The sequence below is a fragment of the Pseudomonas sp. St386 genome (genome assembly GCF_018325865.1).
Classification (GTDB): Bacteria; Pseudomonadota; Gammaproteobacteria; order Pseudomonadales; family Pseudomonadaceae; genus Aquipseudomonas; species Aquipseudomonas brassicacearum.
This window is the reverse complement of record NZ_AP021900.1, coordinates 79,581-96,057: the sequence shown is the minus strand read 5'-3', so window position 1 is coordinate 96,057 and position 16,477 is coordinate 79,581. Positions and strand designations below refer to the sequence as shown.

Genomic DNA, 16,477 nt, shown 5'->3' with positions numbered 1-16,477 from the left:
AGAATCCGCCGGCTTTGCAGCCTTGCCCTCGGGCTCTATCGTTTCCTTATCACTGGCCGAGCCGGTATCGATGACGCTCAGGTACGCTAGGAGCCATCGGGAAAGTCATTGGCTCGTGGAGTGGGAGGATGCCTACCCTATTATCCGTGACGCTAATGTGGCCTAGCTCGGGCAGAGAAGCGCTGCTATCCACTCTCGTACACTGCCAATCTGCGGCCTTAATACCTGTAGTAAAAAGGAGGTTTACATCGCCATGGAAATCCAGGAAATCAAGCAACGCCTGGCCCGCCCCGCCGTGAAGCTCATTGCCGGCGGCTTTCGTCCTGTCGGCACCGATGAAGAAAGCTGGCTGGGCAATGTCTTCCTGTTCCGACCGGATGAAGAGGTGCCCACTAATCAGGCGGGGCAACAGTTGCTCCCCTATGCGCAGTTTTACCTGCCCGCCCTGCTCATCAATAGCCCTCTGCTAGCAGGGGTTCGTGTGCTGACGGTGTTCATTTCAAACCCGTTCCCCGAGCACTTTGAGCCGATGGGGGATAATTGGGTTATCCGCGAGTACGGGCCGGATGATGTGTTGGTGCGCAAGTCTCTGTCGGTGGCAGGCACATTCCTCAAACCCTTCCCACTGACGGCGCAAGCGGTGCCGGAGGACTTTCCACTGTGGGATGGCGGTGGTGTCCCGGAAGACCTTGAGCAAGCAATCCTCACGCTGGAACGCGCGGGCAAGATCCAGAGCTATTACGACTTGGTCACCCATACCTACGAACACAAGATCGGCGGTTACCCCTCGTTCTGCCAGTCGGGTGTTGATCCGGGTGAAGGCTTCGAGTTTGTGTTCCAGATCTCATCGGACTCGAAGATCAATCTGAACGTGGTCGACAGTGGGAGCCTGATGTTCTGGAAGCACAATGAAACTGGGGAGTGGGCGCTTTATTACGATTTTTACTAGCAGTCGGGGGACAGATTTATTTTCAGGAGATAAATCCCTTTTTTGTCATCGCTGATCCTGAAAGGAAATATATGACAACCGAACTGCATACCGGGGCGCACGCGGGCTACCGCACTCTCGACTGGCACGATGGATACGACGTTAACCTGGGTGACCTCATACACCAGCTTCCTCAGCTCGTACGTGGGCGTTATGTTGCGATTGCTGCGTCGGATAGCGGACCCTATAGCCTTAGCGCCGTTGAGATCGCTAGCGGGTGGCAACGTGTAGGTGACTTGGCGATCAGTCCTATCATTATGGATATCGATCAGTTGCCCACGCCGGGCTTTGATGAGTGGTATGTTTTTGAGCGCTTGCCTGATCGGGCGAGGCTCTCCAAATTCAGCAGCGCTATCGCATTTCAACCGTTCGGAGAGAGCCATAAGGTCGACAAGTTCTGGGCACAAATTGAAGATTTACAACCCGTGCATGCTCTGCTTGGCGCCTGTCGCCTCTTACTGATAACTCAAGACACAGCAATATATGAGAGCGTGCTTACGTTCTATTCAACCTAAGGGTTGAGGTGTTGTCTTGGGGAAACGGGAACAGACCACGACTATGAAACAGTCCGATTACAGGTGAGCCCAAATCGTGGTCTGTCCCCCGGTTTCTCCGCGGAAAGTGGCGGGTACGAAATTGCATTTCTTCAACCCTAATAAAGATCGACCTATGCAAAACACTTTGAAAACTTTGGCTTGCTTACCGATGCTTTGGGCCACATTAGCCGGTGCTACTTCAGCATGTACCGGTGATGGGTGCATTGACGAAGCATCGGCTTCCTTTATTGCACCCTATGATTTTTTCGAGGCCAAGTGCTCTTCGGTGAATCCTGGTATGCGGGAGCGATACTCTGCGGTGGCCGCCCACTTCCTACAGGATGCAGATGCAGATTTCCTCAAAAAGTTACGGGCTTCGGAAGCCTACGCTCGCGTGTTCGCCAAGATAGAATCGAAGGCAAATTCCTTAAGCGCAGACGAACTTGGCAACGTTTGTGAGGAGTTTTCGAAAGATAACTATGGCCCAACCAATAGGACTGAATGAGGAGACGAATTTATTTTCAGTCCTTTACGCAGCATCATTTTTGAACACTGCCCTCACCGGACGCTTGCACTCAGTAGGCTTACAAGGATGGAGTGTTCTTGCTCCCCAGAATGCGCATCAAGAAAAACCATATCCTCACTAATACCCTGAGCGCTAGAAACACCTAGGACGAACTCCCGTCCCGTAGATACAGCGAGCCTCTGCGCAAAAGGAATCAAGCGGTTGACCTGCTCGATACCATAGTTCTCAATGGGAAGGTTCAACCCAATAAACCAATCGGGTAAGTCATTCTCAGATAGGCTCTCATCGCGTTCGTGTTTCTGGTTCACGAGGAACGCACCCAGCTCAGACCATTCGCAAACGAGACCATCGAACGCAGCCACAAGCTCTGCCTCGATTGCATCGTTGTCGCTGCCATCTACATATAAATAAAGCATCTGTCCTGAGCGTCCGAGGGCTTCAATGCACCTATGATAGCGCTGGTGCACGCCAATTGTGAGCAGATGTCCATCATCGTGCTATAGCTGGGATCGGGTAGATGACTTCGCCGGACGCTTACAGCCCTCTCCCCTTTTCAGTCCGATTGCTACATATCACGAAGGGCTGCAATCGACCCGAGGCGGCTGGTGGGATGATCAAGGCCAGCCGCAAAAGCGGACATCTCAATTAGCGATCAGGTTGGCATCTACAAATCGGTAAGTGAACTCTATTGGGTCGGCAGCCAATCCCTTCTGCTGCATGTGTTTGGAATAGGAATCCCACGCGGCGTCGATTTGGCTGGGAAGCTCATCTGGAAGGTCCATCTGTTCAGCCACTATTTCAAACCACGTTCCTTGGGAGGCATAGGTCTCGCGTAGCTTGGGCTCCAGTTGAGCCAAGGCGTTCAATTGCTCTGGCTCAATCCTGCCGATGGATTTTAAAACGTAGAAATCCAATAGTTTTAGAAATGGTTTGCCTTCGTAGCGACTCATGACTGCATCGTTGCGTAAGGTGTGATTGATGTCTGTAGCTTCGTCTGACAGGCGTACACCTTCAGCGTCACTGGCAAAGATGTGAGGCGTGAATAGTACCCATAATACGGCTAACAACCGGAGAAGCCGCTTCATCGCTTTTTCACCCTGCGTCAAGATCAGCACGTGTCCTGAGAAAAGCCAAGTAGCGGGCGTCTTCCGCGGCGAAAATCTGTGGGCCAGCTCCCATGTATGCGCGCATCAGCTCATCTGCTGCACGGTCATCTTGACCATCATCGAGCAAAACCTGTCCAAGACGCAGGTGCAAAAAAGGATTTCCAATCCCGCCAGGGCAAGTCATTGCGTACTGCAAAGCTTCGCGAGCGGAGGTCGTAAATCCGGATAGGAAGCAAGCGTCAGCGATAGCCGCCAGGATCCAGGTTGCAGCCTCCCAATCATTTTTTGGGGAAGGGATTAATGCCCACGCCTTGTTATATTGGGCTACTGCTTCCTCAAAGCGGCCTGACTCAGCCAGCAGATCTCCGTCACTACTGAATTTCTTAATTTGCGAGTGAAGATCCGGACTCAATTCTCTATTTTCGCTCGTCATTATCCACTCCATAGATTTGGTAAAAATCGGTGGCCTCTATTAAGAAGAAAATCTCTGTTAGTTTCCTGTCTATCAGACAAACCGCATTGGCAGTTTGGGGCTGCTGCGCAGCCCAGCGGGGATAAATCCCCTCACCACAGGGGTTTTGTGTGTTGGCTGCTTGGCGGGCTGGTATTGAAACGGGGTGGGCTTTTTTGTGAGTGCTTCGCACTCAAGCGGGAGCAAGCTCCCTCGCCACAAAAGCAGTTTTGTGTGAAGTCAGGGATGGCGATCCAGTTTTTTGAGGAACACGGTCATTTCTTTTTCGGCTTGTTTGTCGCCGTGGGCTCGGGCGGCTTCAAGGCCTTGTTCCCAGGCTTGGCGGGCTGCGGCGGCGTCGCCTTGGCCTTGGTGGGCCTTGCCTAGGAGTTTCCAGGCGGCTGAGTATTTGGGGTCGAATTCGACGCAGCGTTGGAGGTGTTCGGCTGCTCGGGGGAATTCGCCTAGGTCGAGGTAGCCCTTGCCCAGGCCGAAGCGTAGCAGGGCGTTGTCCACACCCTTGGCGAGCATTTTTTCCAGGGAGTCGAGCATTTTAAAAACTCCTCATGACTAAGATCGTTCCCACGCTCTGCGTGGGAATGCAGCCCGGGACGCTCTGCGTCCCCTCAAGAGCCGAACGCAGAGCGTCCGTAGAGGCATTCCCACGCAGAGCGTGGGAACGATCCGTGGTGGTCAGAAGAAACTCAACCCCACATGGAACAGCTTCTCGACATCGCGAATGTGTTTCTTGTCCACCAGGAACAGGATCACATGGTCGCCGGTCTGGATAACGGTGTCGTCGTGGGCGATCAGCACTTCTTCGTCGCGGATGATCGCGCCGATGGTGGTGCCTGGCGGCAGGCCGATGTCGCGGATGGCTTTGCCGATCACTTTGCTGGATTTGGCGTCGCCGTGGGCAATGGCTTCGATGGCTTCGGCCGCGCCGCGGCGCAGGGAGTGGACGCTGACGATGTCACCGCGGCGCACGTGGGCCAGCAAGGTGCCGATGGTTGCCAGTTGCGGGCTGATGGCGATGTCGATGTCGCCACCCTGGATCAGGTCGACGTAGGCCGGGTTGTTGATGATGGTCATGACCTTCTTCGCCCCCAGGCGCTTGGCCAATAGCGACGACATGATGTTGGCTTCGTCGTCGTTGGTCAGGGCCAGGAAGATGTCGGCGTCGGCGATGTTTTCTTCCAGCAGCAGGTCGCGGTCCGAAGCACTGCCCTGCAATACCACGGTGCTGTCGAGGGTGTCGGAGAGGTAGCGGCAGCGTGCCGGGTTCATCTCGATGATCTTGACCTGGTAGCGGCTTTCGATGGCTTCGGCCAGGCGCTCGCCGATCTGCCCGCCGCCAGCGATGACGATGCGCTTGTAGTTCTCGTCCAGGCGGCGCATTTCGCTCATGACCGCGCGAATGTTCGCCTTGGCGGCGATGAAAAACACCTCGTCGTCGGCTTCGATCACCGTGTCGCCCTGGGGCAGGATCGGCCGGTCACGGCGGAAAATCGCGGCAACGCGGGTTTCCACATTCGGCATGTGCTCGCGCAGCTGGCGCAGTTGCTGGCCCACCAGCGGCCCGCCGTAGTAGGCCTTGACCGCCACCAGTTGCGCCTTGCCTTCGGCAAAGTCGATCACCTGCAAGGCGCCGGGGTGCTCGATCAGGCGCTTGATGTAGTTGGTCACCACCTGCTCGGGGCTGATCAGCACATCCACCGGGATCGCTTCGTTGTCGAACAGGTCGGCGCGGGTCAGGTAGGACGCTTCGCGCACCCGGGCGATCTTGGTCGGGGTGTGGAACAACGTGTGGGCGACCTGGCAGGCGACCATGTTGGTTTCATCGCTGTTGGTCACGGCCACGAGCATGTCGGCATCGTCGGCGCCGGCCTGGCGCAGCACCGTCGGCAACGACCCGCGACCTTGCACGGTGCGGATGTCGAGACGGTCGCCGAGGTTGCGCAGGCGTTCGCCGTCGGTGTCGACCACGGTGATGTCGTTGGCCTCGCTGGCCAGATGTTCCGCCAGCGAACCGCCGACTTGTCCTGCGCCGAGGATGATGATTTTCATCCAGTCACTCCTATCGAATCGGTCTTAACCGCGTGCGGCGGCGATCTTGATCAGCTTGGCGTAGTAGAACCCGTCGTGACCGCCTTCCTGGGCCAGCAACTGCCGGCCGTGAGGCTGCTTCAGGCCGGCCTGGCTGGCAATGTCCAGCTCCCGGGCGCCTGGGGTGCGGGCGAGGAAGGCTTCGATCACTTCGGTGTTCTCGGTCGGCAAGGTCGAGCAGGTGGCGTAGAGCAGCATGCCACCCACTTCCAGGGTCGGCCACAGGGCATCGAGCAGTTCGCCCTGCAACACGGCCAGCGCCGCAATGTCGTCCGGCTGGCGGGTAAGCTTGATGTCCGGATGGCGGCGGATCACGCCGGTGGCCGAGCATGGCGCGTCGAGGAGGATGCGCTGGAACGGCTTGCCGTCCCACCAGGTCGCGGTGTCGCGGCCATCGGCGGCGATCAGCTCGGCCTCCAGGCCGAGGCGTTCGAGGTTTTCCTTCACGCGCACCAGGCGCTTGGCTTCCAGATCCACCGCCACCACGCCGGCCAGCTTCGGCTCGGCCTCGAGGATGTGACAGGTCTTGCCACCCGGCGCGCAGCAAGCGTCCAACACCCGTTGACCGGGCGCCAGTTCCAGCAGGTCAGCGGCCAGTTGGGCGGCTTCGTCCTGGACGCTGATCCAGCCCTCGGCAAAGCCCGGCAGTGCGCGCACATCGCCCGGGGTTTCCAGGACGATGCCGTCGCGGCTGTACTGGCACGGAACGGCCGGGATGCCCGCCTCGCCCAGCAACGCCAGGTAGGCATCGCGGGTATGGTGGCGACGGTTGACCCGCAGGATCATCGGTGGATGGGCATTGTTGGCCGCACAGATGGCTTCCCATTGCTCGGGCCAGAACGCCTTCAGGGATTTTTGCAGCCAGCGCGGGTGAGCGGTGCGGACCACCGGGTCGCGCTCCAGCTCGGCCAACAGGGTTTCGCTTTCCCGCTGGGCGCGGCGCAACACGGCATTGATCAGGGCCTTGACCCAGGGCTTTTTCAGCTTGTCGGCGCAGCCCACGGTTTCGCCGATGGCGGCGTGGGCCGGGACGCGGGTGTAGAGCAGTTGATAGAGCCCCACCAGCAGCAGCGCCTCGACGTCGGCATCGGCGGCCTTGAACGGCTTCTGCAACAGCTTCGCCGCGAGGGCCGACAGCCGCGGCTGCCAACGGGCGGTGCCGAACGCCAGGTCCTGGGTGAAACCGCGATCACGGTCTTCGACCTTGTCCAGTTGGGTCGGCAGGGAACTGTTGAGGGAGGCTTTGCCACTGAGTACGGCGGCAAGTGCCTTGGCGGCGGCCAGACGCGGGTTCATGAGGCGTCCGTCGCTTGGCCGAGCACAGTGCCGACGGCAAATTTCTCACGGCGGCTGTTGAACAGGTCGCTGAAATTCAGTGCCTTGCCACCGGGCAGTTGCAAGCGCGTCAGGCACAACGCCTGCTCGCCGCAGGCCACGACCAGGCCATCCTTGCTGGCGCTGAGGATTTCACCCGGTGCGCCCTTCCCTTCGGCGTAACTGGCCGCCAGCACTTTCAGGGCTTCGCCGTTCAAGGTGCTGTGGCAGATCGGCCAAGGATTGAAGGCCCGCACCAGGCGCTCCAGCTCAACGGCTGGGCAGCTCCAGTCGATGCGGGCTTCGTCCTTGTTCAGTTTGTGCGCGTAGGTGGCGAGGCTGTCATCCTGCACTTCGCCTTCCAAGGTGCCAGCGGCCAGGCCGGCAATCGCCTCGACCACGGCCGGCGGGCCAATGAGCGCGAGACGGTCGTGCAGGCTGCCACCGGTGTCTTCGGCGCTGATGGGCGTGCTGACCTTGAGCAGCATTGGCCCGGTGTCCAGGCCGGCTTCCATGCGCATCACGGTCACGCCGCTCTCGGCATCGCCCGCTTCCACGGCGCGCTGGATCGGCGCGGCACCGCGCCAGCGCGGCAACAGCGAGGCGTGGCTGTTGATGCAACCCAGGCGCGGGATATCCAGCACCACTTGGGGCAGGATCAGGCCGTAGGCGACCACCACCATCAAGTCTGGCTTGAGCGCCGCCAGTTCGGCCTGGGCCTGTGCATCGCGCAGTGTCGGCGGCTGCAACACCTCGATACCGTGCTCCAGGGCCAGTTGCTTGACCGGGCTGGGCATCAGTTTTTGCCCGCGACCGGCCGGCCGGTCCGGTTGGGTGTAGACCGCGACGATTTCGTGGGGGCTGGCCAGCAGGGCCTTGAGGTGTTCGGCGGCAAATTCGGGAGTGCCGGCAAAGACGATGCGCAGTGGCTCAGTCATGGGTAGCTCTCAATTACAAAGCAGTCGCAAAAAGAAAAAGGCTTGCCGCGGCAAGCCTTTGAAGGGGGGCATCAAGCATTCTGGCGATGAAGTTTTTCCAGTTTTTTCTTGATGCGGTCACGCTTGAGGGTAGACAGGTAATCCACGAACAACTTGCCGTTGAGGTGGTCACACTCGTGCTGGATGCACACGGCCAGCAAGCCTTCGGCGATCAGTTCATATGGCTGGCCGTCACGGTCCAGGGCCTTGATCTTGACCTTCTGTGGGCGGTCGACGTTTTCGTAGAAGCCCGGCACCGAGAGGCAGCCTTCCTGGTACTGGTCCATCTCGTCGGTCAGGGTTTCGAACTCGGGGTTGATGAACACCCGCGGCTCGCTGCGGTCTTCGGAGAGGTCCATGACGACGATACGCTTGTGCACGTTGACCTGGGTCGCGGCGAGGCCGATGCCTGGCGCTTCATACATTGTTTCAAACATGTCATCGACCAACTGACGCACTTCGTCGTCCACTACGGCCACTGGTTTGGCGATAGTGCGCAGGCGCGGGTCCGGAAATTCGAGAATGTTCAAAATGGCCATAAGCTTGATAAATGCACGTGTGAGGTAAAGTCGGGTGGCTGGCCTGGCGTGTCTTGGGATGCAGGCTACCGTTGTAAAACGTTGCTCTTGTGGAGAATAGCTCCTTAAGCAGCGAGCCACGGGGGCTCTGGCGTTTTACGCGAACGCACATAATAAAGGGATTCACCGCATGAGGAAATCACTACTCGCCCTGCTGCTCCTGGCCTCGGCCGGGATCGCGCACGGGCAAGTGCAACTTCGGGAAGGTTTTCCCCAGCAATACACGGTGGTGACGGGGGACACGCTGTGGGACATTTCCGGCAAGTACCTGCGCGAGCCGTGGAAATGGCCCGAGCTGTGGCAGGCCAACCCGCAGATCGAAAACCCCAACCTGATTTATCCGGGCGACACCCTGTCGCTGGTCTACGTCAACGGCCAGCCGCGCCTGACCCTCAATCGCGGCGCCTCGCGCGGCACCATCAAGCTGTCGCCGCGCATTCGCAGCTCGCCAGTGGCCGACGCCATCCCGAGCATTCCACTGCAAGCCATCAACAGCTTCCTGCTGAGCAACCGCATCGTCGACACGCCTGAGGATTTCAACAAGGCCCCCTACGTCGTCGCCGGCAATGCCGAACGGGTGCTCAGTGGCATGGGGGATCGGGTCTTTGCCCGTGGCTCGTTCGGTGCGAACCAGACGGCGTACGGCATCTTTCGCCAGGGCAAGGTCTACACCGACCCCGAGACCAAGGAATTCCTGGGCATCAACGCCGACGACATCGGCGGCGGCGAGGTGGTCGCCACCGAGGGCGATGTCACTACCCTGGCCCTGCAACGCACCACCCAGGAAGTGCGCCTGGGTGATCGTTTGTTCAGCGGCGAAGAGCGCTCGATCAACTCGACGTTCATGCCCAGCGCGCCGAAATCGGACATCCACGGGTTGATCCTGGACGTGCCGCGAGGCGTGACCCAGATCGGCGCGCTGGACGTGGTCACCCTGAACAAGGGCCGGCGCGACGGGCTGGCCGAAGGCAATGTGCTGGCGGTGATGAAGACCGGTGAAACCGTACGCGACCGCATTACGGGCGAGCGGGTGAAGATCCCCGATGAGCGCGCCGGCCTGCTGATGGTTTTCCGCACCTACGACAAGCTCAGCTATGGCCTGGTGCTGTACGCATCGCGCTCGTTGGCGGTGCTCGACAAGGTCCGTAATCCGTAACGGGTCTCACAAGTTACCAACAGAGTTATCCACAGCTTGTTCCCGTTTGTACGGGGCTTATAACGGTCAAGGATGATCGCATGTCATTACCTGAATCTACGCCGGTTTCCCCTGCGGAACTGGAGGCCCGGCTACGCCTTCACCGCTTGCCGGAGCTGGGACCCAAACGTTTCATGACGCTGATGGAGGCCTTCGGCTCGGCCTCCAAGGCCATCAGTGCACCGGCCAGCGCCTGGCGCGCGCTGGGCTTGCCGCTGGCCTGTGCCGAGGCGCGGCGCAACCCGGATGTGCGTGACGGCGCCGCCCATGCATTGGCCTGGCTGGAGCGTGCGGGCCAGCATTTACTGATGTGGGACCAACCCGACTACCCGGCGCTGCTGGCGCAGATCAGCGATGCGCCGCCGCTGCTGTTCGTCGCTGGCGACACCTCGATCCTGGAAAAACCCCAGCTGGCGATGGTCGGCAGTCGGCGGGCATCACGCCCCGGCATGGACACTGCGGCGGCGTTTTCCCGAAGCCTGGCCGGGGCCGGTTTTGTCATCACCAGCGGCCTGGCCCTGGGCATCGATGCGGCGGCCCATCAGGCGGCGCTGGATGTTGGCGGGCGCACCGTCGGCGTGTTGGGCACCGGTCTGGAAAATTTTTATCCACAGCGCAATCGTCGGCTGGCGGACGCGATGATTGCCCAGGGCAGCGCGGTGTTGTCGGAGTTCCCGTTGGACGCACCGCCCCACGCCAGCAACTTTCCGCGGCGCAACCGGATCATCAGCGGCTTGTCCCTGGGCGTGCTGGTGGTAGAGGCCAGTGTCGCCAGCGGCTCACTGATCACCGCGCGACTGGCGGCGGAACAGGGTCGCGAGGTGTACGCCATTCCTGGATCGATCCATCACCCCGGGGCCCGAGGCTGCCATCAACTGATCCGCGACGGTGCGGCGCTGGTGGAAACCGTCGAGCATATCCTCGAAGCGCTGCGCGGTTGGCAGCGGTTGCCGCCGGCCTCGGAGCCCGTGCCCGTGACCCATCCGCTGCTGCGCTTGCTGCATGCCGCGCCGCTGAGCAGTGAGGCGCTGGCCGACGCCAGTGGCTGGGGCTTGCCCAAAGTGCTGGCGGCGTTGACCGAACTGGAGATGGAAGGACGCGCCACCTGCGACAACGGACGCTGGTTTGCGCGCTAGGTTTTATGGGGAAGATCGGTAAACTGCCCACAGCCTTATTTGCGTTGCGGGAGAATCTTTCATGGTCAACAGTTGGCGTGTGCAACAAGCCGCGCGAGAAATTCGTGCCGGGGCGGTGATTGCCTATCCAACCGAAGCGGTCTGGGGCCTGGGTTGTGACCCATGGAACGAGGAGGCGGTGGAACGCCTGCTGGCGATCAAGTCGCGGCTGCCCGACAAAGGCCTGATCCTGGTGGCTGACAACATCCACCAGTTCGACTTCCTGTTCGAAGACTTCCCCGATACCTGGATGGACCGCATGGCCAGCACCTGGCCGGGGCCCAATACCTGGCTGGTGCCGCACCAGAACCTGCTGCCGGAATGGATCACCGGGGTGCACGACACCGTCGCCCTGCGGGTCAGCGATCATCCCACCGTGCGCGACTTGTGCTCGCTGGTCGGGCCGCTGGTGTCCACCTCGGCCAACCCCCAAGGACGCCCGGCGGCGCGCACGCGGATTCGCGTCGAGCAGTATTTCCGCGGGCAGATCGACCTGGTGCTGGGCGGCAACCTGGGCGGGCGCAAGAACCCCAGCGTGATTCGCGACCTGGCTACTGGCAAGGTCGTGCGCCCGGACTGATACCGCGTCATCGTTCATCGCGGGCAAGCCTTGCTCCCACAGAGTAAAACCTGTGGGAGTGAGGCCTACTTTCACAGAACATAGCCTGTGGGAGATCTACCTCCACAGAGCATGGCCTGTGGGAACATGGCCTACTTCCACAGAACATACCCTGTGGGAGCATGGCTTGCCCGCGATGAGGCCATCACAAACACCCTGTAATTCAAGGCAGGAGAACGGTCGACCCCGTCGTGCGCCGCGCCGATAACTCGGTATGAGCCTTGGCCGCTTCCGCCAGTGGATAACGCTGGTTGATATCCACTTTGATCTTGCCCCTGCTGATCATCCCGAACAGCTCGTCGGCCATGCGCTGCAGGTTTTCGGCGTTGTTGGCGTAAGTCGCCAGGGTCGGGCGGGTGACGTAGAGCGAGCCCTTGGCCGCGAGGATCCCCAGGTTCACACCGTCCACCGCACCTGAAGCATTGCCGAAGCTCACCACCAGGCCACGGGGGGCGACGCTGTCCAGGGAGGTCAACCAAGTGTCCTTGCCAACTCCGTCGTACACCACGGGCACCTTCTTGCCGTCAGTCAATTCCAGCACCCGCTGTGCGACGTTTTCCTTGCTGTAATCGATGGTTGCCCACGCGCCGTGGGCTTTGGCGATGGCGGCCTTTTCCGGCGAGCTGACGGTGCCGATCAGCTTCACGCCCAAGGCCTTGGCCCACTGGCAGGCCAGGGAGCCCACACCACCGGCAGCGGCGTGGAACAGGATGGTTTCGCCGCCCTTGAGTTCATAGGTCTGGCGCAGCAGATATTGCACGGTCAGGCCCTTGAGCATCACGCCGGCCGTCTGTTCGAAACTGATGGATTCGGGCAGATGAACCAGGTTGGCCTCGGGCAACACATGCACATCGCTGTAGGCCCCCAGCGGACCGCTGCCGTACGCCACTCGGTCGCCGACCTTGAACCGCTTGACGTCCGAGCCGATCGCCTCGACCACGCCCGCGCCCTCGGCACCCAGGCCCGATGGCAATGCCGGTGGCGGATAAAGACCGCTGCGGTAGTAGGTGTCGATGAAATTCAGGCCGATCGCCTTATTGCTGACGCGCACCTGCTGCGGGCCGGGCTCGACAGGCGAGTAATCGACGTACTCGAGCACTTCGGGACCGCCGTGGGAACTGAACTGGATACGTTTGGCCATCTTCACTTTCTCCTTGTCGCAGGACTTTTACCAAGCCTGCTATCGGACTCCTAAGCTTGACCGTCGTCAACTGTGGTGTGGGCAAGTGCGGTGGTATCCTGTGCGCCCATTTGCCACCGGCCCGCCATACGCCGCGTAGCGTAGCCCTGATCAAGGTGATGTCATGTCCACTCGCACCGAGGCCGTGAAAGCCTACCTGCTCGACCTGCAAGACCGTATCTGCACCGCCCTGGAAACCGAAGACGGCGGCACTCGCTTCGTCGAAGATGCCTGGACCCGGCCGGCCGGTGGTGGCGGTCGCACGCGGGTGATCGAGAACGGCACGGTGATCGAAAAGGGCGGCGTCAACTTTTCCCACGTCTTCGGCAGCGGCCTGCCACCCTCAGCCAGCGCCCATCGGCCAGAACTGGCCGGGCGCGGCTTCGAAGCCTTGGGTGTGTCGCTGGTGATCCACCCGCACAACCCGCACGTGCCAACCTCCCACGCCAACGTGCGCTTCTTCATCGCCGAAAAGGAAGGCGAAGAACCCGTCTGGTGGTTTGGTGGCGGCTTCGACCTGACGCCTTACTACGGCGTCGAGGAAGACTGCGTCCATTGGCACCGTGTCGCCGAGCAGGCCTGCGCGCCATTCGGCCCCGAGGTGTACCCGCGCTACAAAGCCTGGTGCGACAGCTATTTCCACCTCAAGCATCGCAACGAGCCCCGAGGCATCGGTGGCCTGTTTTTCGACGACCTGAACGCGTGGGATTTCGACACCTGCTTCGCCTTCATCCGCGCCATCGGCGACGCCTACATCGATGCCTACCTGCCGATCGTGCGCCGCCGCAAGCACGACGCGTTCACCGCCAAACAGCGGGAATTCCAGGAATACCGTCGTGGGCGCTACGTGGAATTCAACCTGGTCTACGACCGCGGCACCCTGTTCGGGCTGCAATCGGGTGGACGTACCGAATCGATCCTGATGTCCCTGCCACCGCAAGTGCGCTGGGGCTACGACTGGAAAGCCGAACCGGGCAGCGAAGAAGCGCGGCTGACCGAGTACTTCCTGCAGGATCGCGATTGGCTGGCGACGGCCTGAACGAGGATTATCCATGGACCGCTACGTTGTAATGGGTAACCCGATCGGCCACAGCAAGTCGCCGTTGATCCATCGCCTGTTTGCCGAGCAGACCGGGCAAACCCTGGACTACAGCACGTTGCTGGCGCCCTTGGAGGATTTCGCCGGTTGCGCCCGAGAATTTTTCCGCGAGGGGCGTGGGGCAAACGTCACGGTGCCGTTCAAGGAAGACGCCTTCCGCCTGGCCGACAGCCTGACCGAGCGGGCCCAGCGGGCCGGGGCGGTCAATACGTTGAGCAAACTGGCCGACGGTCGCCTGCTGGGTGACAACACCGACGGCGCCGGGCTGGTCAGGGACCTGACCGTCAACGCCGGCTTCAGCCTCAAGGGCAAGCGCATCCTGTTGCTCGGGGCCGGCGGCGCGGTGCGCGGTGCCCTGGAACCGTTGCTGGCCGAAGCGCCGGCCTCGGTGATCATCGCCAATCGCACGGTGGAAAAGGCCGAATTGCTGGCCGAGTTGTTCGCCGACCTGGGCCCGGTTTCCGCCAGCGGGTTCGACTGGCTGCAAGAACCGGTGGACCTGGTCATCAACGCCACCTCCGCGAGCCTGTCGGGGGATGTACCGCCGATTGCCGCCAGCTTGATCGAGCCCGGCAAGACGGTTTGCTACGACATGATGTATGGCAAGGAACCGACCTCGTTCTGCCGTTGGGCCAAGGAACACGGTGCGGCGGTGGCGATGGATGGCCTGGGCATGCTCGCCGAACAGGCAGGTGAAGCGTTCTACCTGTGGCGCGGGGTACGCCCGGACACCGCGCCAGTACTTGCCGAGCTGCGCCGCCAACTGGCGCTTTAAGCTCCTGTGGGAGCAAAGCTTGCTCGCGAAGCAGGCGCCTCGGTTTCCAAAAGACCGCGTCGCATTCATCGCGAGCAAGCTTTGCTCCCACAAGTCCTCTTGCACCAAATTTTGTGTGCCTGAACCTTTTCAGTCTTCGAAATGAATCGGGCACTTCTGCGCCCCCTCCAGCTTCAACAACTCCTCCACCACCTGGGGCCGGGCCATGCGCAAGGTCAGGCTACGGCCCTGGCTGCGCAGGCGCCGGGCTTCCTGGTGGAGCATTTCCACCCCGGAATAATCGATGAAGTTGATCTGCTGGGCATCGATTACCACCCGCTGCGCCTGCAACCGTTGCAGGCGCGCTTGCAGGTAATGGCTGGCGCCGAAAAAGATCGAGCCGCCGACCCGCAGGATCTCCGCCTCCCCTTCGCGAAAATGCTGCACCCGCGGCTGTGAAGTGCGCTTGAGGTAAAAGAACAGCGAGGCCAGTACGCCGGCGTAGATGGCGGTTTGCAGCTCCAGCAGCAACGTGGCCAGGCAGGTCAGGCTCATCACCACAAATTCGGCGCGGCTCACGCGGTACAACGCCCGGATACCGCGGTGGTCCACCAGTCCCCAGGCGATCAACAAAATGCTGCCGGCCATGGCCGGAATCGGAATGTGCGCAATCAGGTTCGCCCCGGCGACCGCAAACAACGCCACCCACAAGGCCGAGAACACCCCGGCCAGGGGCGAGCAGGCCCCGGCGTCATAGCTGAGGCCGGAACGGGTAAAGGAACCGGCCGACAATGATCCGGAGAAAAATCCGCCAACGATGTTGGAAAGCCCCTGCGCCCTCACCTCCTGGTTCGCATCGAGCAATTGCCCGGAACGTACCGCCAGCGAGCGGGCGATGGACAGGCTGGTGACCAGCCCGAGCATGCCCACCGCAACCGCCCCGGGCAGCAGGCGCAGGATCAGCTCCAGGTCCAACGGCAACAGCGTGAGCGGCGGCAGGCGCCCGGCAAAGGCACTGACCAGCGCCACATGCGCGAACATCGCCGGCCACAACCAGACCACCAGGCTGCTGATGACTAAAGTTATCAACAGGCTCGGCCAACGCGGCAGCAGGCGCTTGAGCACCACGCCCAGGACCAGGGTCCCCAAGCCCAGCAGCAGCGATGGCTTATCCACAGCCCCGATGTGGTCGACCAGCATCAGCAGCCCCCTCAACGCCGTGGCTTCGTTCGGCAGGTCGAGGCCCAGCAGGTTCGGCAACTGCCCCAGGGCAATCACCACCGCCGCGCCCAGGGTGAAACCCAGCACCACCGAATGCGAGACGAAATTCACCAGCGCACCGAAACGCAGCAGTCCCAGCAACCATTGAAAAATGCCCGCCAACACCGTCAGTAGCAGGATCAAGGTGATGTAGTCCTGGCTGGCGGGGACGGCCAGCGGACTGACGGTGGCGTACAAGACGATGGAAATCGCCGCCGTGGGGCCGCAGATCAGGTGCCACGACGAACCCCACAGGCAGGCGATGAGCACCGGCACGATCGCCGCATACAAGCCGTACTCCGGTGGCAAACCGGCAATCAGGGCGTAGGCAATGGACTGCGGCAACGCGAGAATCGCGCCGCTCAGGCCGACGATCAGGTCACGGCCGACACTGGCGCGGGTCTGCCGGGGCAGCCAGCTCAGGAAAGGAAAGAGTGAACGGCGCGTGGGGATTGCCATGGGGCCTCAAGGATGGGGTTTGCAAGCAAGGGTATCAGGACAAGGCACTGTTCTCCCTGTGGCGAGGGGATTTATGTGGGAGCAAAGCTTGCTCGCGAAACAGGCACCTCGGTCTCTGAAAGACCGAGTTGTCTTCATCGCGGGCAAGCCTTGC

The 16,477-nt window shown here is 61.1% G+C and carries 18 protein-coding genes; 8 read left to right on the top strand and 10 right to left on the bottom strand.

What is annotated here, in order from left to right; genetic code table 11:
* Positions 1-253: 253 nt before the first annotated feature.
* From KI235_RS00445 to KI235_RS00435, 3 genes are all read left to right on the top strand, one after another.
* A complete protein-coding gene (locus KI235_RS00445) occupies positions 254-949 on the top strand; it encodes a DUF1963 domain-containing protein (protein ID WP_003196310.1) in 696 nt (231 codons plus the stop codon).
* Positions 922-1,503 (top strand): hypothetical protein, encoded by a 582-nt coding sequence (locus KI235_RS00440; RefSeq protein WP_177327715.1) that lies wholly within the window; start codon positions 922-924, stop codon positions 1,501-1,503. Before KI235_RS00445 ends, KI235_RS00440 begins: the two co-directional genes overlap by 28 nt.
* A gap of 154 nt (positions 1,504-1,657) precedes the next feature.
* Positions 1,658-2,029, top strand: a complete 372-nt coding sequence (locus KI235_RS00435; RefSeq protein ID WP_027912891.1) for a hypothetical protein — start codon at positions 1,658-1,660, stop codon at positions 2,027-2,029.
* A gap of 53 nt (positions 2,030-2,082) precedes the next feature.
* Here KI235_RS00435 and KI235_RS00430 read toward each other — a convergent pair whose 3' ends face one another.
* The 8 genes from KI235_RS00430 to def form a co-directional block, all read right to left on the bottom strand.
* Positions 2,083-2,466: a hypothetical protein gene (locus KI235_RS00430; protein ID WP_100263654.1), complete on the bottom strand. Its 384-nt coding sequence runs from the start codon at positions 2,464-2,466 to the stop codon at positions 2,083-2,085.
* Positions 2,467-2,691: 225 nt separating this feature from the next.
* Entirely contained in the window at positions 2,692-3,156 is a 465-nt protein-coding gene (locus KI235_RS00425) for a hypothetical protein (RefSeq protein WP_233839812.1), read from the bottom strand.
* A complete protein-coding gene (locus KI235_RS00420; protein WP_027912890.1) occupies positions 3,143-3,589 on the bottom strand; it encodes a hypothetical protein in 447 nt (148 codons plus the stop codon). The genes KI235_RS00425 and KI235_RS00420 overlap by 14 nt, the downstream gene beginning before the upstream one ends.
* A gap of 258 nt (positions 3,590-3,847) precedes the next feature.
* Entirely contained in the window at positions 3,848-4,159 is a 312-nt protein-coding gene (locus KI235_RS00415) for a tetratricopeptide repeat protein (protein ID WP_013691965.1), read from the bottom strand.
* A 141-nt stretch (positions 4,160-4,300) separates the two neighbouring features.
* Positions 4,301-5,674, bottom strand: a complete 1,374-nt coding sequence (gene trkA / locus KI235_RS00410; RefSeq protein WP_003196305.1) for a Trk system potassium transporter TrkA — start codon at positions 5,672-5,674, stop codon at positions 4,301-4,303.
* 24 nt (positions 5,675-5,698) lie between these two features.
* Positions 5,699-7,009 (bottom strand): 16S rRNA (cytosine(967)-C(5))-methyltransferase RsmB, encoded by a 1,311-nt coding sequence (gene rsmB / locus KI235_RS00405; protein WP_212795426.1) that lies wholly within the window; start codon positions 7,007-7,009, stop codon positions 5,699-5,701.
* Positions 7,006-7,965 carry a methionyl-tRNA formyltransferase gene (gene fmt, locus KI235_RS00400; RefSeq protein WP_013691963.1) on the bottom strand — a complete coding sequence of 320 codons (960 nt, stop codon included), beginning with the start codon at positions 7,963-7,965 and terminating at the stop codon, positions 7,006-7,008. Before fmt ends, rsmB begins: the two co-directional genes overlap by 4 nt.
* Before the next feature lie 71 nt (positions 7,966-8,036).
* On the bottom strand, positions 8,037-8,543 hold the full coding sequence (def, locus tag KI235_RS00395; protein ID WP_003196300.1) for a peptide deformylase: 507 nt from the start codon (positions 8,541-8,543) through the stop codon (positions 8,037-8,039).
* A 169-nt stretch (positions 8,544-8,712) separates the two neighbouring features.
* Between def and KI235_RS00390 the strand changes: the two genes are divergently transcribed.
* The 3 genes from KI235_RS00390 to KI235_RS00380 all read left to right on the top strand — a co-directional run bounded on the left by KI235_RS00390 (position 8,713) and on the right by KI235_RS00380 (position 11,532).
* Positions 8,713-9,738: a LysM domain-containing protein gene (locus tag KI235_RS00390; RefSeq protein WP_028237735.1), complete on the top strand. Its 1,026-nt coding sequence runs from the start codon at positions 8,713-8,715 to the stop codon at positions 9,736-9,738.
* An 80-nt stretch (positions 9,739-9,818) separates the two neighbouring features.
* On the top strand, positions 9,819-10,913 hold the full coding sequence (gene dprA / locus KI235_RS00385; RefSeq protein WP_003196296.1) for a DNA-processing protein DprA: 1,095 nt from the start codon (positions 9,819-9,821) through the stop codon (positions 10,911-10,913).
* Positions 10,914-10,974: 61 nt separating this feature from the next.
* Positions 10,975-11,532 (top strand): L-threonylcarbamoyladenylate synthase, encoded by a 558-nt coding sequence (locus KI235_RS00380; RefSeq protein WP_003196294.1) that lies wholly within the window; start codon positions 10,975-10,977, stop codon positions 11,530-11,532.
* Positions 11,533-11,734: 202 nt separating this feature from the next.
* Here the strand turns inward: KI235_RS00380 and KI235_RS00375 are convergent, their stop codons facing one another.
* Positions 11,735-12,712, bottom strand: coding sequence for an NADPH:quinone reductase (locus tag KI235_RS00375; RefSeq protein ID WP_212795425.1), 978 nt, complete (start codon positions 12,710-12,712; stop codon positions 11,735-11,737).
* A gap of 163 nt (positions 12,713-12,875) precedes the next feature.
* On the opposite strand from KI235_RS00375, the gene hemF reads away from it, so the two are divergent.
* Positions 12,876-13,790, top strand: a complete 915-nt coding sequence (gene hemF, locus KI235_RS00370) for an oxygen-dependent coproporphyrinogen oxidase (protein ID WP_003196290.1) — start codon at positions 12,876-12,878, stop codon at positions 13,788-13,790.
* 13 nt (positions 13,791-13,803) lie between these two features.
* Entirely contained in the window at positions 13,804-14,625 is an 822-nt protein-coding gene (aroE, locus tag KI235_RS00365) for a shikimate dehydrogenase (RefSeq protein ID WP_013691961.1), read from the top strand.
* 129 nt (positions 14,626-14,754) lie between these two features.
* Here the strand turns inward: aroE and KI235_RS00360 are convergent, their stop codons facing one another.
* Positions 14,755-16,323, bottom strand: coding sequence for a SulP family inorganic anion transporter (locus KI235_RS00360; RefSeq protein ID WP_003196286.1), 1,569 nt, complete (start codon positions 16,321-16,323; stop codon positions 14,755-14,757).
* Between the last annotated feature and the right edge of the window lie 154 nt (positions 16,324-16,477).